We start from the raw sequence: 19317 nt of genomic DNA, 5'->3' as shown, positions 1-19317 counted from the left end.
CTGCTCATCGGCATTCCACTCAATTCGGACCAAACTGTCTGTATGTTAGTGGGACCGGAACGACCGTTCGACGAAGGCGGGGATGTGTACCAGCTCGAAACCACTTGGCCTGCAATGGAAGAACTCCCTCGAATGCTCGCCGATGCGGTGCAGTGCGAACCGGACGGGGTGGCGCTGACGCGAGGGCCCGTGGTGGTCACCTACGCCGAACTGCATCGTGAGGTCGTGGCCCTCGATGCGGCGATGGGCGTGCTGCTCGGTCCCGCATCGCTCGTCCCCATCGCGCTGGCCACGGTCCTGCCCGAGCTGTCCGAGACGCAGACCGGAGAACTCCGCGGTGCTCTCGACGAGTTGATCCGCTCGCTCGTCGAGCACCGGTGGTGTTGCCCTCAGGCGTCCGCGTCCTGATCTCCCGCCGATCCGGTCTCGTCCGAGTCGGTCTGCCCACGTCCTGATGGTTGGTACGTTGGCGACTGATCGGTTCACCGGGAGGTCATGTGGACACTGCAACCCTCACCGTCGGCTGCAAGTACGGGCAGGTCCGCGGCTACCGCGACGGCTCGGTCTTCTCGTGGAAGGGCATCCCCTACGCTGCTCCCACCGGAGGAGCCGGGCGGTTCCGCTCGCCCGAACCGCCCCGCCCCTGGAAGGGTGTGCTCGAGTGCGACAGGTACGGGCCGATTGCTCCGCAGAGCCGGCAGAGCCCCATCCGCATCGAACCGGGTATGACGATGGGGGAGGACTGCCTCTCGCTCAACGTGTGGGCGCCCGAACCGGACGGCACCGCGCGGCCCGTGATGGTGTGGATCCACGGCGGCGCCTACGTGATGGGCTACTCGGGACAGAAGATCTACGACGGCCGCGTGCTGTGCGAGACCGGCGACGTCGTGGTGGTCACCCTCAACTATCGCCTCGGGCCGCTCGGCTTTCTCGACCTGTCGTCGTTCTCGACGGATGAGACGACGTTCGAGAGCAATGTCGGTCTGCGCGACCAGATCGCAGCACTCGAGTGGGTGCGGGACTGTATCGCCGACTTCGGCGGCGATCCCGGCGACGTCACGTTGTTCGGGGAATCCTCCGGAGGCGGTTCCGTCACCACCCTCATGACGGTTCCTCGCGCGGAAGGCCTCTTCCACAAGGCCATTGCGCAATCGCCGCCCGCTACCTCCGTCTACGGGCGCGAACGCGCCGCCATGGTGGCCGAGCGGTTCCTCGAGATCCTCGAACTACCCCGATCCCGCGTCGGAGAGTTGCTCACGATGCCTGCCGACACGCTCGTCGAGGCGTCGGAAATCCTCGTCGGCGAAGTGCCGACGAAGGTGCCCGGCACATTGGCGATGACGCCCGTCGTCGACCGCGATCTGGTGCCGAAGTATCCGGTCGCCGCGTTCCAGAAGGGTCTGTCGCACCGCATTCCGCTCATCATCGGCTCCAACAAGGACGAACCGTCGATCTTCAGGTTCATGAAGTCGCCGCTGATGCCCGTCAACGACACCGCCATTCAGGCAATGTTCAAAGCGCTCGCCGAAGACCGACCCGACCTCGAACCGGACCGGCTCGCTGAGATCGTCGCGGCATACCCGGACCTCACGAAAACCAGTGGTGCGCTCGCACTCTCGGGTGACGCGGGCTTCCGGATGCCGGTGGTCTGGGTTGCCGAGGCGCACAGCGTGCACTCTCCGACATGGGTGTATCGCTTCGACCATGCAACTCCGATCCTGCGCGCAGCGCGGATCGGTGCGGGCCACGCCACCGAATTGCCGTATGTGTTCGGTAATTTCGGAACGCTCGGGCGGGACCCCACGTTCTGGTTGGGCGGCAGGAAGGCGGCGTCGGAGGTGGCGGGACGTATCCGGCGGCGGTGGCTGGCGTTCGCGCACCACGGTGTGCCGGCGGCGCTGGACGGATCCGCGCACTGGCCGCCCTACGAGCCGGAGCACAGGCTGACGCTGCTGCTCGACGTGCAGGACTCCGTCGTGGCCGACCCGGACGGTGCGTTGCGGCAGGCATGGGGCAGTCAGGTGATGGGCTTCAACTGACCACCGGACCGTCCGGGTGCGGCGCCCGGACGGTCAGTTGCGATATTCGGGGTGCTCCGCGACGAACTTCTCGACGTACGAGCACGACGTCCCGATCTTCAGGCCTTCCTTGCGGGTCTCGTCGAGGGCGAACCGCACGATGTCTGCGGCGAGCCCCCGGCCCCGGAAGTTCGGGTCGGTGACGGTGTGGTCGAAGTCGCGCAGGTCGCCACGCTGCGAATAGTCGGCGTACGCGGCGAGGGTGTCGCCCAGGTACAGCGCGAAGCGGGACTGCTCGGGCAGATGCTCGACACGGGTGTCGGTGCTGCCGGACTCGGTGTGCTGTGTCATGTTCTCACCGTACCGCCGGAGTCACCGCGGGTCGGTTTCCACGACGAGCGCGTCGTCGTCCGTCAATGCGACGAAGGGAATTGCGTTGTCGCGCATGTACCGCAGGCTTTTCTCGATGCCGTCGTCGGTCAGTGCGGACGCGCCGGCGTGCGGAACGATGGCGTGATCGATCCATCCCAGACCATCCCAGACGACCTCCGTTCCGCATGTGGTGCGCACCTCCTCCGGATCGTCGGAGAACTCGATCCCCCGCAGCGACGGGGTCACCACACAGGCACCGGCGCTGTAGCCGGCGTACGCCAGTTCGTTGCTGCCGACGAGATCGGTGAGCACCGCGTCTGCGCCGCTCCGCGCGAACTGTGCGCGCAACACGAACGTGTTCCCTCCGCGCACCCACACCGACGCGAACTCGCGCAGCCGGGTGCGCAGGGAGTCGGGGTCGTCGAGGTGATCGCGCAGATCGGTCTCCTCGGGCACGAATCCCCGGGAGCGAAGCGGTTCCATCTCGCTCGTGACCGCGGAGCGGCGGGCGGCCGGCGGCCACGCGTCGGCCGCGTTGGCGATCACGGCGATGCGGCCCGGAGGGCCGACGACGCGCAGGAACTTCGACGGGTCGGACCCGAGCCGGTACGACGAGAGGAACAGTCGCACGGGGATCAGATGGTGAAGGCGAGGTTCTCGACGAGGCGTCGCCCGACGGCGGTATCGCCGCCGAGCGTGATCTCGTCGAGTCGGTCGACTGCGCGCACCCGCCCACCCGCCAGTCGCACGAACAGACTCGAGTCCATCGCGATCGTCGTCGTGGCGGGGCCGGACAACTCGGGTACCGCTGCGGCGCGCCCGTCCACCTCCACGTGGACGGTGCGGGCGAGCGGGCCGCTCAGTTCGAGGGTGATGCGCGCTCCATCGGGTGCCTTACCGAGTTTGCCGAACACGAACGGCACCGCACCGAAGATTTCGGCGGAACCCAGTTCGCCGCGCCGACCACCTTCGTCGCCGGGCGCGCCGATCGCATCCCGGATGTCGAGTTCGTGGAGCCAGCAATCGAAGATGCGGATGCGCATGAAGCGTCCGTAGGTCGCCCGGCCCACCGGCGTGTCCGCGGGCGCCTCGAAATCCGCCTGCGTCATCGCCGACAGTTGCTCGGTGCGATGAGCGACTATCCGCCGATACTGCGCGAGCACCTCGGAACCGGGCGTTCCACGCAGCGACTCGACCCAGTGTTCGTTGAAAGCACCGATCTCGTTGCGCACGTGGGCGAGCGCGTGCACGTCGATGTTCACGTGCGGCGCCTCGATCCCGGCCAGCATCGACTCGGTGCCGATCAGGTGAGCGACGATGTCCTTGACCGTCCAGCCCGGAAGATTGGTGGGCGTGAACCATCCGTCGCTGTCCAGAGCGGCCAGGAGCGAGTCGATCACCGCGAACTCCTCGAGCAGGAGAGGCCGGATGGTGTCGACGGGAAAGTCGATTGCGGTGCTGCCCGGTGGTGACGTCATGAGTTCTCCTCGGAGGCGAGACGGTCGAGTCCTGCGCGAATTGCCGCCGCGGTGGCGTCCGGATTCTGGGCTCGCCGGCGGACCAGGCCGAGGCCGAGTCGAATAAGGTCACCCTTCTTGCGGGGAAGTACGTGCAGGTGCGTATGGAAAACGGCCTGGAACGCAGCCCGGCCGTCGTTGAGTACCAGGTTGGTGCCGTCGGTGGTGAGATCCGAGCGGCTGAGTGCACGCGCGAGACGATGTCCGGCGCGGAACATCGACGCACCGAGTTCGGGGTCGAGGTGCTCGAGCCGGGAGACGTGCTCACGCGGTACGACGAGCAGGTGTCCCCGCGCAACCGGGCGGGCGTCGAGGAACGCGACCACGTCGTCGTCCTCGTAAACCCGCGCGGCCGGTGCGGAACCGGCCACTATGTCGCAGAACACACAGGAACTCATCGCGTCACTCTAACGTCCCCGCTGCCCCACCAGACCCGGAAGCCCCTTTGCTGCGGTGGTCCGCCACACCGCCTCGACCCGAGAGGACAACTCGGTGTCCTGGGGGTTGATCTCGACCACCGGGACGCCGTAGCGGGCCGCCAGTTCGGGCAGCTCCGCCGCCGGATACACGACCCCGGACGTACCGACGACCAGCAGGACGTCCGCGACGCGCAACGCTGCGACCGCAGCGTCCCAGGGTTGACGGGGCAGCATCTCGCCGAACCACACGACACCGGGCCGTCCGGCGCCGCCGCATGACGCGCACGTCGGGGGCGCGAGGCGAGCCACGGGTTCGCTCGGCGGCTCGGGGAGGTCCATCGGGAGCTCGCAACTGCTGCACCGCGGATCGAAGAGGCTGCCGTGGAGGTGTGCGAGAACGGTGCTGCCGGCGCGCTCGTGCAGGTCGTCGACGTTCTGGGTCACGATCGCGACCTTTGCGGTGCGTCCCCATTCGGCGAGCGCGTGATGCCCGGCGTTGGGAGCGACGCGGCGTACGAGCGCGACCCGCCACTGGTACCACGCCCACACCGCGTCCGGATCTGCGTTCCAGGCCTCGGGGGTTGCGAGGGTGGCAGCGTCGAAGTTCTCCCACAAACCCGTCTGCGCGTCGCGGAAGGTGGGCACGCCGCTCTCGGCGGACATTCCGGCGCCCGTGAGCACCGCTACGCGGCGTGCGCCTCGGGTGAGGTCGAGAACCGCGGCGGGAACATTCATGGAGCAAAGAGTAGAAGAGTGCCCCGGCCGCCGGGCCGTTCTTCTTTCCGTCAGTGTTCCTCCAGATACCTCAGTGTTCCTCCAGATACCTCAGTGTTCCCTCGGATGCGTCAGTGTTCCCTCAGATAATCGGCGAGCACCCGGGCGCCGCTGTGTTCGACGTCCCGCGTGGCGGTGAGAAGCACGAGCGCCCGCCCGTCCGCCCGCTCGTCGAGACGGGCGATGGCGTCGCTCGCCGCGGGCGACGCCAGTTCTTCGCGGTAGCGCTCGCGGAACTCGGTGAACAGGGACGTGTCGTGTGAATACCACTTGCGGAGATCGGTCGACGGCGCGAGGTTCTGGGCCCATTCGTCGTAGTGGAAGGCGTCCCGCCGGAGGCCTCGCGGCCAGAGGCGGTCCACGAGGACCCGGAACGGCACCTCGTCGCCCGGGTGGTCGTAAACCCGCTCCACGGTGACCGTGCGGTGTGGCATGGCGTTTCCTTTCGCTTCTCGCGCTCACAGTAATTGCGGCAAGCTTGTGAAGTGAGGTGTGACACATTCTTGCATCATCTTGCTGTTCGGACTCGATTCAGACGATTCGTGCAAGTTGCAGGTCGCGTGCCGTCCCGGTAGGCCTGCATAGAGTCACCACGAGTGCAGGCCGTCACATGGCCCGATCGCACGCACATCTCGCCGCCGATCGCGGCGCCGCGCACTTCATCGACGCAGGAGTCAGAGAAATTGAGTACCGAAGGATCGAATACGGGGAGCGGAGCGCACCGCCGTCCGACCGTCGGCGTGGTTCGTGAAACCCACGGCGGTGAGCGGCGTGTCGCGCTTGTTCCGAAGATCGTGCCGTCGCTGATCGCCAAGGGCCTCGACGTGATCGTCGAAGCCGGTGCGGGTCTCGGCGCCCTCATACCCGACGCCGCTTACAAGGAAGCGGGCGCTCAGATCGGCGACGCCTGGTCGTCCGACGTGGTCGTCAAGGTCGCACCACCCACCGACGCGGAGATCGCCCGGCTCGGCTCGGGACGCCGGCTCATCGGTTTCCTCGCGCCGCGCAACGCCGACAACCAGATCGGTGCGCTCGCTGCTGCCGGTGTCGAGGCGTACGCCGTCGAGGCCATCCCGCGCATCTCCCGTGCGCAGGTGATGGACGCGCTGTCGTCGCAGGCCAATGTCGCCGGATACAAGGCCGTGCTGGTCGCCGCCAACGAATCCACCCGCTTCTTCCCGATGCTCACCACCGCGGCCGGCACGGTCAAGCCCGCCACGGTGCTGGTGCTCGGTGTGGGTGTGGCAGGCCTCCAGGCACTCGCGACCGCCAAGCGACTCGGGGGCCGCACCACCGGCTACGACGTCCGTCCCGAGGTCGCAGATCAGGTGCGTTCCGTCGGTTCCCAGTGGCTCGACCTCGGTATCGACGCTGCCGGTGAGGGTGGCTACGCCCGTGAACTCAGCGACGACGAGCGCGCGCAGCAGCAGCAGGCACTCGAAGATGCCATCAAGGGCTTCGACGTCGTCATCACCACCGCACTGGTGCCCGGCCGCCCCGCTCCGCGCCTGGTGACCGCCGCGGCCGTGGAAGGGATGCGTCCCGGTTCGGTCATCGTCGACCTCGCCGGCGAGACCGGCGGCAACTGCGAGCTCACCGAACCCGGTCAGACCGTGGTCAAGCACGGGGTGACCATCTGCTCGCCGCTGAATCTTCCCGCGACGATGCCCGAGCACGCATCGGAGCTGTACTCGAAGAACGTCGCCGCATTGCTCGAACTCATGCTCGACGGGAACGGCACGCCCGCCCCGGACTTCTCGGACGAGATTCTCGCCGAGGCGTGCGTGACCCGCTCGAAGGAGACCCCCTAGATGTACAACGAACTGTTGGCGAACATCGCGATCCTGGTTCTGTCCGGGTTCGTCGGTTTCGCAGTGATTTCCAAAGTTCCCAACACGCTGCACACCCCGTTGATGTCGGGCACCAATGCCATTCACGGCATCGTCGTGCTCGGCGCCCTCGTGGTGCTCGGCCACCTCCCGGCCGAGGCGCCGTGGAGCATCAAGGTCATCTTGTTCGTGGCGCTCGTGTTCGGCACGCTCAACGTCGTCGGCGGCTTCGTCGTGACCGACCGCATGCTCGCAATGTTCAAGCCCAAGAAGGACTCCGGCAAGGCTGCCGCGACCAAGGGAGCCGACGCCCGATGAGCTACCTCGTCTCCATCCTCTACATCGTCGCGTTCGGCATGTTCATCTACGGTCTGATGGGTCTGACCGGCCCGAAGACCGCGGTGCGCGGCAACTACATCGCCGCCGTCGGCATGCTGCTCGCCGTCGTCGCAACCCTCATCGACATCCGCGACACCGGCAACTGGATCATCATCGTCGCCGGCCTGGTCGTCGGTGTCGTGCTGGGTGTCCCGCCCGCGTTGCGCACCAAGATGACTGCGATGCCGCAGTTGGTCGCCATGTTCAACGGCGTCGGTGGCGGCACCGTTGCCCTCATCGCCTGGGCGGAGTTCCTCGACACCGACGGATTCACCCAGATCGACGGTTCGCCCACCGTGCACATCGTCATCGGTTCGCTCTTCGCCGCGATCGTCGGCTCGATCTCCTTCTGGGGTTCGATCGTCGCCTACGTCAAACTTCAGGAACTGCTGAACAAGAACGTCGAGAAGAAGCTTGTCGGCGCCGCGAAGCTGTTCCAGATCGCCAACGTGCTGCTCGCGGTTGCGTCGCTCGCGATCGCCGTCTACATCGGGATCAACGCCGATCCCGCCAACGACCCGACCGCCGGCATCTGGATCCTCGGACTGCTCATCGTCGCGGGCCTGATGGGTCTGTTCGTCGTACTGCCCATCGGCGGCGCCGACATGCCGGTCGTCATCTCGCTGCTCAACGCTCTGACCGGTCTGTCCGCCGCGGCAGCGGGTCTCGCGCTGAACAACACCGCGATGATCGTCGCGGGCATGATCGTCGGCGCATCCGGCACGATCCTGACCAACCTCATGGCCAAGGCCATGAACCGGTCGATCCCCGCGATCGTGTTCGGTTCGTTCGGCGGGGACGGCGGAACGGCCGGCGTCGTCGGCGCGACCGGCGGCACCGTCAAGTCCACGTCCTCGTCCGACGCGGCGATCCAGATGGCCTACGCCAACCAGGTCATCGTGGTGCCCGGTTACGGTCTCGCCGTCGCGCAGGCTCAGCACGCGGTCAAGGAGATGGCATCCCTTCTCGAAGAGCGTGGTGTCGAGGTCAAGTACGCGATCCACCCGGTCGCGGGCCGGATGCCCGGGCACATGAACGTCCTGCTCGCCGAGGCCGAGGTGTCCTACGACGCGCTCAAGGAGATGGACGACATCAACGGTGAGTTCAACCGCACCGACGTCACCATCGTCATCGGCGCGAACGACGTCACCAACCCCGCTGCGCGCCACGACTCGTCCAGCCCGATCTACGGGATGCCGATCCTCAACGTGGACCAGTCGAAGTCGGTCATCGTGCTCAAGCGGTCGATGAGTTCCGGTTACGCGGGCATCGACAACCCGCTGTTCACGGCGGACAACACCTCGATGTTGTTCGGCGACGCGAAGAAGATGGTCGCCGAGGTCACCGAAGAGCTGAAGGCTCTCTGACCTCTCGCTCCCTCCCGGCGCCCACGCGAATTATCGCGTGGGCGCCGGTGTCGTCGGTGCCGGTTTCGTGAGCACCGGCGCGAGCAACGCCGCTGCGAGCACGCAGACGAGCGGGACCGCCATCGCGGTGGTCAGCGAGGTGGCCTCGGACAGCCAACCGATGCAGGCCGGACCCGCCAGGAACCCCAGATACCCGAGACCGACGACGCGGGACATGTCGGCGCCGGGCGACCCGGATTCGAGATTGCCCGCCGCGGTGAACAACTGCGGGACGGCACCCGAGAGGCCCAGACCGAACAGTGCCCATCCGGCGAGAGTCAGGGGCAGCACCGGTGACGCCATCACGGTGCCCATGCCGACGGCCGCCAGGAGCGTTCCGTACCTGATCACGCCGGCGCCGCCGATGCGTGCGCTGACCCGGTCGGCGACGAACCTGCCGAGCGTCATCGTGGCGGAGAACGCGCCGAAGGCAAGTGCGGCTATTGACGCCGGACTGTCGAGGCGCTCCTGGACCTGGAGAGCACTCCAATCGTTCGCCACCCCTTCGCAAAGCATGAGCGCGAACGCGACACCCCCGAGCAACACGATCCGCCGCGAATAGCCCCCGCGCCGCGCCGGCGACGACGGCCGGGGCGCCGGTGAGGTGTGGACGAGATACCGCCCGGACGCAGCGATCAGGAGCACCGACACCGCTCCGGCGGCCGCGAGTGTGACGGGAGGACTCACCTCCAGCGCCAGGGTGGCGGCACCGACCAGCGACCCCGCGATGCCACCGGCGGAGAACAGTCCGTGGAAGGCCGACATGATCGGTCGTCCGTACTGCCGTTCGAGGACCACCGCTTGCGAGTTCATCGAGACGTCGAGTGCCCCGTTGGCAAGTCCGAAGACCGCGAGCGCCAGGCCGAGTTGCCACGGCGCGGTCGCGAGTCCCGGCCCGACTGCCACGAGAGCCAGCGCCAGCGCCGACACGATCGTCGTGCGGTGACTGCCGAACCGGTCGGCGAGCCGTCCCGTCACCTGCATCCCGCACAGTGCTCCCGCCGCGAGGAGCAGGAGCAGCGATCCGAGGGTCGCGTAGCCGGTCCCGACCCGTTCGAGGATCACCGGGATGTGCACGACCCACAGGGCGAGCAGGAACCCGTTGACGCCGAAGACCGTGAACACGGCGATGCGCGCGCGGGCGAGCCGGACATCCTTCCGCGCAGAATCGGGCACGAGCGAACGTTACCGATCCCGGACGCGAAACCCTGGTACCCGGCCCGTCAGCCGCCGAGGAGCGCGGGCACGGGGTCACCGAGGAAGCGGCCGATCCCGGCGAGCGCACGGCCGGCCTGTTCCCCGTCGACGAGGCGATGGTCGAACGAGAGCGACAGGCTCGCGACCTTCCGGATCGCAAGTGCGCCGTCTACCACCCACGGCCGGTCGGTGATGGCACCGACCGCGAGGATCGCCGCTTCCCCGGGATTGAGAATCGGCGTGCCCGCCTCGATCCCGAAGACACCGATGTTGGTGACCGACACCGTGGAACCGGTCAGCTCGGACGGTGACGCCCGCCCGGTGCGTGCGCGATCGGCAGCCTCCGCGATGGCCCCCGCGAGGTCCGGGAGCGGCAGGCGCGCGGCATCGCGCACGACCGGAACTTTCAGCCCATCCGGTGTCGCTGCCGCGATCCCGAGGTGGACGTCGTGGTGGACGACGATTTCGTGGGCGTCGTCGTCCCAGCGCGAATTGAGGGACGGTTCGTCGGCGAGGGCGCGGATCAACGCTCGCGCGACGATCGTCAACGCCGTCAGGTGGCGGCCCTCGAATGCCGGTTCGCTGCGCAAGCGATTCACGAGGTCGACGGTGCCGGTCACGTCGCAGGTGTGGAACACCGTCGCGTGCGGCGCGGTGAACGCGCTGCGGGTCACCGCATCGGCCGTGCGCTTGCGGACTCCGCGGATCGGTACCCGGGTGGTCGACGTGGTGGAGGCGGTGGCGTTCCGAGTCTTCTCGGCGGCATCCCTGTCGACTTCCCTGTCGACTTCCCTGTCGGCGGTCCCGGCCGCGCGCCGCACATCATCGGTGGTGATCACACCGCCGGGACCGGAGCCGCTCACCCCGGCGAGATCGACACCTCGCAGTGCCGCTTCGCGGCGCGCGCCGGGTTTGGCGTCCGGCCGGTGCAGTGCTGCCGCGGTGTCGTCCGGAGTGATTTCGGGAGTGCGGGTCCGTGTGGCCCTCCGGCTCACCGGCGCGGCACCCGGGCCGTAGCCGACGAGCACCGCCGGGCGTGCTTCGGAAGTTGCGCCGGGAGAGGGGGCTTCGGCCTGTGCGTCCCCGGGGACCGCGGCGCCGACCGCGATCCGGAGCAGCGGGCTGCCCACCGGGATCGTTTCGCCCGGCGCGGCGAGGAGTTCGGCGACGGTACCCGCAAACGGCGACGGCAACTCGACGGTCGCCTTCGCCGTCTCCACCTCGCCGATGACCTGATTGAGCTCGAGCCGGTCGCCGACCTCGACGGACCACGACACCCACTCACCCTCGGTGAGCCCTTCCCCGAGATCCGGCAGACGGAACTCCTCGACGGCCTGCGACATCGTCTCTCCTTGCGTCATGACGCGAGTGCGCGATCCACTGCGGCGAGGATCCGGTCGGGGTCCGGCCGGTGGTGCGATTCGAGCTTGGCGGGCGGATACGGGATGTCGAACCCGCCGACGCGCAACACGGGCGCTTCGAGTTGGTAGAAGCATCGTTCGGCGATGCGCGCGGCGACCTCGGCACCGATACCGCAGAACACGGGTGCCTCCTGCACGACCACCAGGCGGCCGGTGCGGCGCACGGATTCCTCGACGGTGTCGAAGTCGATGGGGGAGAGCGACCGGAGATCGATCACCTCGAGGGACTGTCCTTCGGTGGCCGCGATGTCCGCCGCTTGCAGCGCCGGTGGCACCATCGCGCCGAACGTCACGACGGTGACATCGCTTCCCGCGCGGAGGACGCGCGCGCGGTCGAGCGGAAGGTCCGGCTCGCCGTCCACGTCGACCTCACCGCGTTCCCAGTACCGGTGTTTCGGTTCGAGGAAGACCACGGGGTCGTCGAGTGCGACGGCTTGCTGGATCATCCAGTACGCGTCCGAGGGGCTGCCCGGGCTGACCACACGAAGACCCGCGGTGTGGGCGAAGTATGCCTCCGGCGACTCCGAATGATGTTCGACCGCACCGATTCCGCCGCCGTAGGGGATGCGGATGGTCAGCGGCGCGGTCACTGCGCCGGCAGTGCGATAGTGGATCTTCGCGACCTGCGAGACGATCTGGTCGAACGCGGGGTAGACGAAGCCGTCGAACTGGATCTCGCACACCGGGCGGTAGCCGCGCAGCGCCATTCCGAATGCTGTTCCCACGATGCCCGATTCGGCCAGGGGAGTGTCCATCACCCGCGCCTCGCCGAAGTCCTTCTGCAAGGTGTCGGTGACCCGGAAGACGCCGCCGAGGCGGCCGACGTCCTCGCCCATGATGATCACCTTGCGGTCCTGTTCGAGCGCGCGGCGCAATCCCGCGTTGAGGGCGGCGCCGAGCCCCATGGTCGTGGTCGTGGTGGTGGTCATCGCGCAGCCTCCTCGTCGGTGGCGGTGAAGCTCGCGAGATAGCCGGCGTATCCGGCGCGTTCCTGCGCGAGCAGGTCATGGTCGGTGGCGTAGACGTGGTCGAACATCGTCAACGGGTCCGGGTCGGGAAGTTCGATGGTGCCGCGGCGTAGCCGCATCGCCGCGGCCCCGGCGGCGGTGTCCACGTGGTCGAAGAACGCCTGATCGACGAGGTTCTCGCGTTCGAGCAGGCGCCGCAGCCGGTCCACCGGATCGCGGGCCTTCCATGCCTCGAGATCGGCGGGGGCGCGGTACCGGCCCGGATCGTCCGAGGTCGTGTGCGGTCCCATCCGGTAGGTGAGCGCTTCGACGAAGAAGGGACCCGAGCCTTCGCGGGCGTGCCGGGCGGCCTGACGGGTGACCGCGAGGACGGCGAGCACGTCGTTGCCGTCGACCTGCACGGCGGGCATCCCGAATCCGGCGGCGCGCTGGGCGAGCGGAACCGGGCTCTGCAACTGGGTGGGTGCGCTGATCGCCCAGTGGTTGTTCTGGCAGAAGAACACGACGCCGGCACCCCACCCGACCGCGAACCCGAGGGCCTCCGACAGGTCGCCTTGGCTGGTGGCGCCGTCACCGAAATAGACGATCGTGGCGATGTCGGCGCCGTCGAGTTTCGCTCCCATCGCGTAGCCGGTCGCATGCAGGCCCTGCGCACCGACGACGATCGCGGGGTTGGTCATGTTGACGTCGGCGGGGTTCCAACCCGAGTGGGCGCAGCCGCGCCACAGCGCTGTCATATCTGCGGGGTCGACGCCGCGACACCATGCGACGGCGTGCTCGCGGTAGCTGGTGAAAACGTAGTCGTCGGGGTCGAGCGCGCGGGCGGAGCCGACCTGGGCGGCCTCCTGCCCGGTCATCGGCGCCCAGAGCCCGAGTTCGCCCTGTCGCTGCAATGCGGTGGCTTCGGTGTCGAGGCGACGGACGACCACCAGGTCGCGATACAGGTCGCGGAGCCGGGCAGGTCCGATATCGGCGACCAGCGCGCTGTAGGCGGGGTTGTGGACGCGTTGCCCGTCGGGCTGGATCAACTGGACAGGGTGGGTCGTGGGTACAACCATCGGGTCACCTCGTGGGTGTCGTCCGGGTGAGCCGGGTGAGCCGCGCCGGAGTGTGAGTGGTGTACCTCACATCATCCACCTGCGGGACGCGTGCGCAATCGATGCCCGGCGGAGTGTGCAGGAAGCACAGTCGAAGGACCCGTCCGAATGGCAGACTGCGGAGAATGACCAGTTTGGACGGTACCGACGCACGCTTGCTGCTCGAGCTCGCGCGCACACCGCGCGCCACGGGTGTCGAGTTGTCGCAGCGGCTCGGCCTCTCCCGGAACACGGTTCAGGCGCGGCTGAGCCGGTGGGAGGCCGAAGGGGTGCTCGCCTCGTTCGAGCGGCGCGTCGATCCCGTCGCGCTCGGATACCCGCTCGCTGCCTACGTCTCCACCCGCGTCGACCAGCACCGCCTCGACGCGGTCGTCGACGAGCTTGCCGGGATTCCCGAGGTCACCGAGGTGTACGGGGTCACCGGCCCCATCGACCTGTCCGTGAAGATCGTCGCCCGCGACGCCGACGACCTGTACCGGCTCGCGGAACGCATCCTCGGGATTCCCGGCGTCGAACGCACCGACATGTCACTCGTGATGCGCGAACTGGTGCCACATCGCACCGGGCCGCTCCTCCGGCGCGCCGCCGGGGAGGGAGAGCTGCGAGGATCGGCGGGTGAGGGCTAGGTCCCGGGAGAGGTGACCAACTGCATCACAGCTTTCCGGATCTGTTCGGGAATCGGCACCGGCTGCCGGGTCTGTATGTCGATGTAGACGTGCACGAAGCGGCCGGTCGCCGCGGGCTGAAGCGTGCCGTCCGCCTCGCGGAAGATGGCGAGCGAGTAGGTGACGGAGCTGGTGCCGAGCCTGTGGACCGCGAGACCGACCTGGAGCCGGTCGGGGAACGACAGCTCGGAGAGGTAGCGGCACGAGGTCTCCGCGACCACTCCGATCGCGTCGAGTTCCCGGATGTCGACCCCGGTCGTGGCCATGAGCCAACCGTTCACCGCGGAGTCGAAGTACGAGTAATAGGTGACGTTGTTGACGTGGCCGTAGTGGTCGTTGTCGGCCCAGCGTGTCTGCATGGGCCAGAGCACCGGGAACTGTTCCGGATCAGGCTGTGCGGCGGGTCTCGTCGGCTGACAGTTGCTCACCCTTCGACGATAGTGCTCTCCGGACGGCAAGTCCGACCAACAACGCCCAGAATGCAGAACCGACACCGAATATCGACAATCCGGATGCCGCGACGAGGAAGGTCACCACTGCCGCCTCGCGCCCGTGCAGATCGCCCAGGGCGGCGGAGAGTGCGCCGCCGAGTGTCGCCAGCAGAGCGAGGCCGGCAACCGTCTCGACCACACCCGCAGGTGCCTGCGCGACCAGCGCGGCCAACCCGGCCGAACACATCGCGAGTACCAGGTACGACCACCCCGCGGACCACGCCGCGACCCAGCGGCGCCGCGGGTCGGGGTCGGCATCGGGCGCGGCTGCGAGCGCGGCACTGATGGCGGCCAGGTTGACCGCGTGACCACCCGCCGGAGCACCTACCAGCGTGCCGAGGCCGGTCACCGTCATCACCGCACGCCAGGGTGTCGGATAGCCGAACGAGTTCAGCACTGCCGTACCCGGAATGTTCTGCGACGCCATCGTCACGATGTAGAGCGGCAGCGCGATCCCCAGCAGCGCCTGCCACGTCCAGGCGGGTGCCGTCAGTTCGATGCGGGGGACGAGTTCGGCCGGCGTCACCGCCGTCCCGGTACGGACGAGATGCACGACGATCACCACCGCCGCCGCGGCGAACGCACCCGGAACCGCCCAGCGGGGTCGCACGCGTTGGAGCAGCAGCCATACCAGTGCCACCGGCGCGATCACCGCGGGGGATTCGGCCAGCGCGGTGACCGGGGCCAGGCACAACGGGACGAGGATGCCCGCGAGCATCGCCTGCGCGAGGGATGTGGGAATGGATGCGATCAGTCGTCCCAGGAAGGGCCACAGACCCGTAGCCACGATTGCCGCGCCTACGACGACGAAGGCGCCCACGGCCGCAGGCCATCCCCCGGCCACCACGCCTGCACCGGCGAGCAGCGCCGCGCCGGGAGTGGACCATGCGAGCGTGATGGGAGTTCGGAACCGGCGCGACAGCCAGAGAATGCCCAGACCCTGGGTCAGGCACAACGCAACGAGCCCCGATGCGGCTTCGGTGGGCGAGGCACCCACCGCGCGCAAGCCCGTGAGCACGACGGCGAAGGAACTGGTGAAACCGACGAGGGCGGTCACCACTCCCGCGGAAATCGGTCGCGAGATCGGTGCCGACGCACCTTCGGGCGGAGACGGGTCGTGCAGCGGCGGTTCGGTCACGCAGCGGCATTGTGCCGGATCGCGCATGGTGATGCGCACCGATCATGTTCCGTGCCAGGATCGAAACATGCCCGACACCAACGTGCTCGTCTCGGCGTCCGACCTGGCGCAGTTGATCGAACTCGGCAAGCCTCCGGTACTGCTCGATGTGAGGTGGGCTCTCGGCGACACCCACGGAATCGAGCGTTACTACCGGGGACACATTCCCGGAGCGGTCTACGTCGACCTCGACTCCGAACTGGCCGATCCGCCGTCGCTCGAACTCGGCCGCCATCCCCTTCCCGATATCGCGCACCTGCAACAGGCGGCGCGACGGTGGGGCATCTCCGATGGCGACCCGGTTGTCGCGTACGACGCGTCCGGCGGGCTCGCGGCCGCACGCGCATGGTGGTTGCTGCGCTGGGCGGGGCTGACCGATGTGCGCCTGCTCGACGGCGGGCTACAGGCGTGGAGTGCGGGCGGGCACGATGTGGCCGCGGGTCCGGGGGAGCACCCGTATCCGGGGAACGTGTCGTTGAGCGCCGGACATCTGCCGACCGTGGGCACCGACGAGGTGGCGCGTTTTCCGTCGCACGGGGTGCTGCTCGATGCGCGTGCGTCCGAGCGTTTCCGCGGCGACGAGGAACCTGTCGATCACCGCGCCGGACATGTTCCCGGAGCGGTCAGTGCGCCGACCACCGAAAACCTCCGGGAGGACGGCTCGTTCCGCCCGCCGGACCAGTTGGCGGCGCGGTTCGAGAGGCTCGGGGTGACCGGCGGTGACGTGGCCGTCTACTGCGGTTCGGGAATCCACGCGGCCCACGAGATCGCCGCGCTCGCGATCGTCGGGATCGACGCGGCGCTGTATCCGGGGTCGTGGTCGCAGTGGTCGGCCGATCCTCGGAGGCCCGTGGCGACGGGGAACTGATCCGGCGGTCCGCCGGCGCTGTGCGCGCCGATGCCGCGATCGTTCCCTTCTCCGTGTCCTGTGTAGATTCGGAAGAATGGCGCATTTCACACGAATGACACGGAGAAGAGTCGCCCTGTCCTTGAGTGCTGCGGCCCTGGCAGCAACGGTCGCGGCAGCGCCCGCTGCGTCGGCGGCGCCCACTGCTTCCGCCGTGCCCACGGATGCCGTTGCCTCGGCATGTGTGTCGGCCACACCGGTCGCCGATATCGCTGCGCTCACGGATCCCGCGGGGATCGAGACGTTCGACGACGCACGGGCCCGGATCGCCGAGTTGCGGGAGGTGCTCTCCCGCAGCGACGACTACCGGGGCACCTTCGCACTCGCCTTCGACGAGATCCTCGAACTCACCGGACCGACGCTGGACTCCGGTATCTACGACGACCCGGAGTGGGCGACTGCGCTCGCGGTCGAGGTCGTGCGCTTGTACCTGACCAATTTCCACGAATACGTCACCGGCGGAACCCCCGCGGCGCACTGGGCCGAGGCGTTCGCCGAGACCGAGCGATGCGACCGCAGTCCGGGGCGCGTGCTGGTCGGCGCGATCGTCGCGCACCTCGTGATCGATTTCCCCGAGGCACTCGTGACCATCGGCTCCACCCCCGACCACAAGGCCGACTTCTACACCTTCGGCGGCGCACTGGTCGACGCCGCGCCCGTCATCGCCGACGAGTTCGAAGCCACGTACGGAACGGCTCTGCACGACTTCTTCACCGGTTGGTTCGTCGGTGACCTGGTGGGCGAGACGGAGACGACGACACTCATGTTCCAGTCCGCGCGAACGTCCGCTTGGGTCAACAACTTCGGCCTCCAGGACCCGGACACGCACGAGCTGACCCGGTCGGCGATGAACGCGGCCTTCGGCGCGGCGAACGTGGCTCTCGACGGCCTCGAAGCCACGGGCACGATCTGATCCTCCGCGCCTTCGTCACGGCACTGGCACGCCCTGCCCCCGCTCAGGAGCGCGAGTATTCGGACGCGCGGCGCACCTGATCGGGGGTGGGGGTGACTCCCGTGTACAGCGCGAACTGCAGTGCTGCCTGAAGCGCGATCACCTCGTCGCCGGTGATCACCGGAATGCCCTGCTCGCGGGCGAATCGCACCAGCGGCGTCTCGGGCGGCACCGCGACGACGTCGAACACGACCGCGGCCGCGGCGACGACCTCTTCGGGGACGGGCAGGCGATCGGCGTCCGGCCCACCGGCCATCCCGACGGGCGTCGCGTTGACCAGCAATCCCGGCCGCGCCGCCTCGGCGTCCGCGTGCCATTCGTACCCGTACTTGCGGGCGAGCGGACGACCCGTCCGTTCGTTGCGCGCGACCACCACTCCTTCGGTGAACCCGCTGTGCCGTAGCGCGGCGGTGACCGCCTTGGCCATACCGCCGCTTCCGGTGATCGTCACCGGCAGTGAGGAATCCACGCCGTGAGCTACGAGCAGATCGGTGACCGCCTGGTAATCGGTGTTGTACGCGTGCAGCGCGCCGTCGTCGTTGACGATCGTGTTGACCGATTCGATGGCGCGTGCGGAATCGTGCAGAACGTCGACGAGGGGCAGCACCGCTTCCTTGAAGGGCATCGACACCCCTGCGCCGCGAATGCCGAGTCCCCGGATCCCCGCGACCGCGTCCTCGATGTTCGTGGGCGCGAACGCCTTGTAGACGAAGTCGAGTCCGAGTTCGTCGTACAGATAGTTGTGGAATCTGGTGCCGATGTTGCTGGGTCGAGCCGACAGGGAGATGCACAGCCGGGTGTCCTTGGTGATGCGCGCAAGCATCCTTCCACCGTAGTCCCGGCGTTCGGAGGCGCTCCGGGATCGCCCGAACATACCATTCTCATTTTGGGAGAATCGTATATGCTCCGGACATGGGAGACGACCTCAGTGCCGGTGGTTTGAGATTCGAGCGGGAAGGCGCGATCGGCTGGTGCATCATCGACCGGCCCGCGGCCCGCAACGCATTCACCCCCGCGATGTACTACGGACTCAAACGGGCGGTGCGGTTGGTCAACAGCGACCCCGACCTCGCCGCGCTCGTCATCACGGGCGTGGACGACGTATTCGCGCCCGGTGGTGACCTCGGCGGTCGCTCCGAGCCCGGAGACGACCTGCCCGAAGGTCTCGCCGGCAACGACGTGGTGCCGTTCCTGACCATCCGCGACAGCCGGGCGCCGGTCATCTCGGCGGTCAACGGCATCTGTCAGGCGGGTGGACTGCTCGTCGCGATGATGTCGGACATTGCCGTCGCGAGCGAGCGGGCAACCTTCCGCGTACCCGAACTGCTGCGCGGCATCCCCGACGCCACGTTCGCGGCGGCGCTGCCGGCTCATGTCGGGATCGCGGCGGCCCGCGACCTGATCCTCTCGGCGCGACGTTTCGACGCCGCAGAGGCCCTGCGGCTCGGAGTGATCTCGCGCGTGGTGCCGCACGACGAGTTGCGTGAGGCCGCGCTGACCGCCGCGCGCGAGGTCCTCCAGACGGCGCCGCTCGCGCGCGCTCAGGTCAAGCGCATGCTCAACGAGCGCTACGGGCAGATCGACTACCAGACGATGTTCGGTTCGCTCGAGACGTCGCCCGAACCGCGGGAAGGGATGCGCGCCTTCATGGAGAAGCGCGACCCGGAGTGGATTCCGCGCAACCTTCCCGTGTAACCGGATCGGGCGGCGCAGCAGTCGCATTCGACTC

22 protein-coding genes are annotated in these 19317 nt (G+C 68.2%); 9 read left to right on the top strand and 13 right to left on the bottom strand.

Translation table 11 applies throughout. The features are described from left to right. Nucleotides 1-42 precede the first annotated feature (42 nt). Together AC0B44_RS11855 and AC0B44_RS11850 are read left to right on the top strand one after the other, a co-directional pair. Entirely contained in the window at nucleotides 43-408 is a 366-nt protein-coding gene (locus AC0B44_RS11855) for a non-ribosomal peptide synthetase (protein ID WP_471903077.1), read from the top strand. A gap of 89 nt (nucleotides 409-497) precedes the next feature. Further along, on the top strand, nucleotides 498-2039 hold the full coding sequence (locus AC0B44_RS11850; protein ID WP_471903076.1) for a carboxylesterase/lipase family protein: 1542 nt from the start codon (nucleotides 498-500) through the stop codon (nucleotides 2037-2039). Between the two features lie 33 nt (nucleotides 2040-2072). Here the strand turns inward: AC0B44_RS11850 and AC0B44_RS11845 are convergent, their stop codons facing one another. The 6 genes from AC0B44_RS11845 to AC0B44_RS11820 form a co-directional block, all read right to left on the bottom strand. Continuing rightward, the gene (locus tag AC0B44_RS11845) at nucleotides 2073-2369 is read right to left on the bottom strand and encodes a GNAT family N-acetyltransferase (RefSeq protein ID WP_471903075.1); all 297 of its coding nucleotides are present in this window, start codon (nucleotides 2367-2369) and stop codon (nucleotides 2073-2075) included. A gap of 21 nt (nucleotides 2370-2390) precedes the next feature. Continuing rightward, nucleotides 2391-3020, bottom strand: coding sequence for a Type 1 glutamine amidotransferase-like domain-containing protein (locus AC0B44_RS11840; RefSeq protein WP_471903074.1), 630 nt, complete (start codon nucleotides 3018-3020; stop codon nucleotides 2391-2393). A 5-nt stretch (nucleotides 3021-3025) separates the two neighbouring features. Next, complete coding sequence (locus tag AC0B44_RS11835; RefSeq protein ID WP_471903073.1) at nucleotides 3026-3868, bottom strand: maleylpyruvate isomerase family mycothiol-dependent enzyme; 843 nt, start codon at nucleotides 3866-3868, stop codon at nucleotides 3026-3028. Then, on the bottom strand, nucleotides 3865-4305 hold the full coding sequence (locus AC0B44_RS11830; RefSeq protein WP_471903072.1) for an HIT family protein: 441 nt from the start codon (nucleotides 4303-4305) through the stop codon (nucleotides 3865-3867). The genes AC0B44_RS11835 and AC0B44_RS11830 overlap by 4 nt, the downstream gene beginning before the upstream one ends. Nucleotides 4306-4314: 9 nt before the next feature. Further along, nucleotides 4315-5061, bottom strand: coding sequence for an SIR2 family NAD-dependent protein deacylase (locus AC0B44_RS11825; RefSeq protein WP_471903071.1), 747 nt, complete (start codon nucleotides 5059-5061; stop codon nucleotides 4315-4317). Nucleotides 5062-5171: 110 nt separating this feature from the next. Further along, on the bottom strand, nucleotides 5172-5534 hold the full coding sequence (locus AC0B44_RS11820) for a DUF488 domain-containing protein (protein ID WP_471903070.1): 363 nt from the start codon (nucleotides 5532-5534) through the stop codon (nucleotides 5172-5174). Nucleotides 5535-5783: 249 nt separating this feature from the next. Here AC0B44_RS11820 and AC0B44_RS11815 point away from each other — a divergent pair, with 249 nt between their 5' ends. The 3 genes from AC0B44_RS11815 to AC0B44_RS11805 are packed head-to-tail and all read left to right on the top strand — an operon-like array spanning nucleotide 5784 to nucleotide 8674. Next, entirely contained in the window at nucleotides 5784-6911 is a 1128-nt protein-coding gene (locus AC0B44_RS11815) for a Re/Si-specific NAD(P)(+) transhydrogenase subunit alpha (RefSeq protein WP_471903069.1), read from the top strand. Next, nucleotides 6912-7247 carry an NAD(P) transhydrogenase subunit alpha part 2 gene (locus tag AC0B44_RS11810; RefSeq protein ID WP_471903068.1) on the top strand — a complete coding sequence of 112 codons (336 nt, stop codon included), beginning with the start codon at nucleotides 6912-6914 and terminating at the stop codon, nucleotides 7245-7247. After that, a complete protein-coding gene (locus tag AC0B44_RS11805; protein ID WP_471903067.1) occupies nucleotides 7244-8674 on the top strand; it encodes an NAD(P)(+) transhydrogenase (Re/Si-specific) subunit beta in 1431 nt (476 codons plus the stop codon). Before AC0B44_RS11810 ends, AC0B44_RS11805 begins: the two co-directional genes overlap by 4 nt. A gap of 30 nt (nucleotides 8675-8704) precedes the next feature. Here AC0B44_RS11805 and AC0B44_RS11800 read toward each other — a convergent pair whose 3' ends face one another. The 4 genes from AC0B44_RS11800 to pdhA are packed head-to-tail and all read right to left on the bottom strand — an operon-like array spanning nucleotide 8705 to nucleotide 13357. Next, a complete protein-coding gene (locus AC0B44_RS11800) occupies nucleotides 8705-9889 on the bottom strand; it encodes an MFS transporter (RefSeq protein WP_471903066.1) in 1185 nt (394 codons plus the stop codon). 47 nt (nucleotides 9890-9936) lie between these two features. Continuing rightward, the gene (locus tag AC0B44_RS11795; RefSeq protein ID WP_471903065.1) at nucleotides 9937-11253 is read right to left on the bottom strand and encodes a dihydrolipoamide acetyltransferase family protein; all 1317 of its coding nucleotides are present in this window, start codon (nucleotides 11251-11253) and stop codon (nucleotides 9937-9939) included. Between the two features lie 14 nt (nucleotides 11254-11267). Beyond that, nucleotides 11268-12260 carry an alpha-ketoacid dehydrogenase subunit beta gene (locus AC0B44_RS11790; RefSeq protein ID WP_471903064.1) on the bottom strand — a complete coding sequence of 331 codons (993 nt, stop codon included), beginning with the start codon at nucleotides 12258-12260 and terminating at the stop codon, nucleotides 11268-11270. Continuing rightward, nucleotides 12257-13357, bottom strand: coding sequence for a pyruvate dehydrogenase (acetyl-transferring) E1 component subunit alpha (gene pdhA / locus AC0B44_RS11785; RefSeq protein WP_471903063.1), 1101 nt, complete (start codon nucleotides 13355-13357; stop codon nucleotides 12257-12259). The genes AC0B44_RS11790 and pdhA overlap by 4 nt, the downstream gene beginning before the upstream one ends. A 164-nt stretch (nucleotides 13358-13521) precedes the next feature. On the opposite strand from pdhA, the gene AC0B44_RS11780 reads away from it, so the two are divergent. Then, on the top strand, nucleotides 13522-14022 hold the full coding sequence (locus tag AC0B44_RS11780; protein WP_471903062.1) for an Lrp/AsnC family transcriptional regulator: 501 nt from the start codon (nucleotides 13522-13524) through the stop codon (nucleotides 14020-14022). Here AC0B44_RS11780 and AC0B44_RS11775 read toward each other — a convergent pair. Together AC0B44_RS11775 and AC0B44_RS11770 are read right to left on the bottom strand one after the other, a co-directional pair. Beyond that, entirely contained in the window at nucleotides 14019-14489 is a 471-nt protein-coding gene (locus AC0B44_RS11775) for an acyl-CoA thioesterase (protein ID WP_471903061.1), read from the bottom strand. The genes AC0B44_RS11780 and AC0B44_RS11775 overlap by 4 nt on opposite strands. Then, the gene (locus tag AC0B44_RS11770) at nucleotides 14449-15690 is read right to left on the bottom strand and encodes a benzoate/H(+) symporter BenE family transporter (protein WP_471903060.1); all 1242 of its coding nucleotides are present in this window, start codon (nucleotides 15688-15690) and stop codon (nucleotides 14449-14451) included. The genes AC0B44_RS11775 and AC0B44_RS11770 overlap by 41 nt, the downstream gene beginning before the upstream one ends. Before the next feature lie 67 nt (nucleotides 15691-15757). Here AC0B44_RS11770 and AC0B44_RS11765 point away from each other — a divergent pair, with 67 nt between their 5' ends. Together AC0B44_RS11765 and AC0B44_RS11760 are read left to right on the top strand one after the other, a co-directional pair. After that, nucleotides 15758-16597 (top strand): sulfurtransferase, encoded by an 840-nt coding sequence (locus tag AC0B44_RS11765; protein WP_471903059.1) that lies wholly within the window; start codon nucleotides 15758-15760, stop codon nucleotides 16595-16597. Between the two features lie 76 nt (nucleotides 16598-16673). After that, nucleotides 16674-17549, top strand: coding sequence for a DUF5995 family protein (locus AC0B44_RS11760; RefSeq protein ID WP_471903058.1), 876 nt, complete (start codon nucleotides 16674-16676; stop codon nucleotides 17547-17549). A gap of 43 nt (nucleotides 17550-17592) precedes the next feature. On the opposite strand, the gene AC0B44_RS11755 is transcribed toward AC0B44_RS11760, so the two are convergent. Next, nucleotides 17593-18411 (bottom strand): shikimate 5-dehydrogenase, encoded by an 819-nt coding sequence (locus tag AC0B44_RS11755; protein WP_471903057.1) that lies wholly within the window; start codon nucleotides 18409-18411, stop codon nucleotides 17593-17595. An 89-nt stretch (nucleotides 18412-18500) separates the two neighbouring features. Here AC0B44_RS11755 and AC0B44_RS11750 point away from each other — a divergent pair, with 89 nt between their 5' ends. Next, a complete protein-coding gene (locus AC0B44_RS11750) occupies nucleotides 18501-19283 on the top strand; it encodes an enoyl-CoA hydratase/isomerase family protein (RefSeq protein WP_471903056.1) in 783 nt (260 codons plus the stop codon). The last annotated feature ends 34 nt before the right edge of the window (nucleotides 19284-19317 follow it).

The sequence above is a fragment of the Rhodococcus sp. NPDC019050 genome (assembly GCF_055664235.1).
Note: the sequence above shows the minus strand (reverse complement) of the source record. Positions and strands in the feature narration are given on the sequence as shown.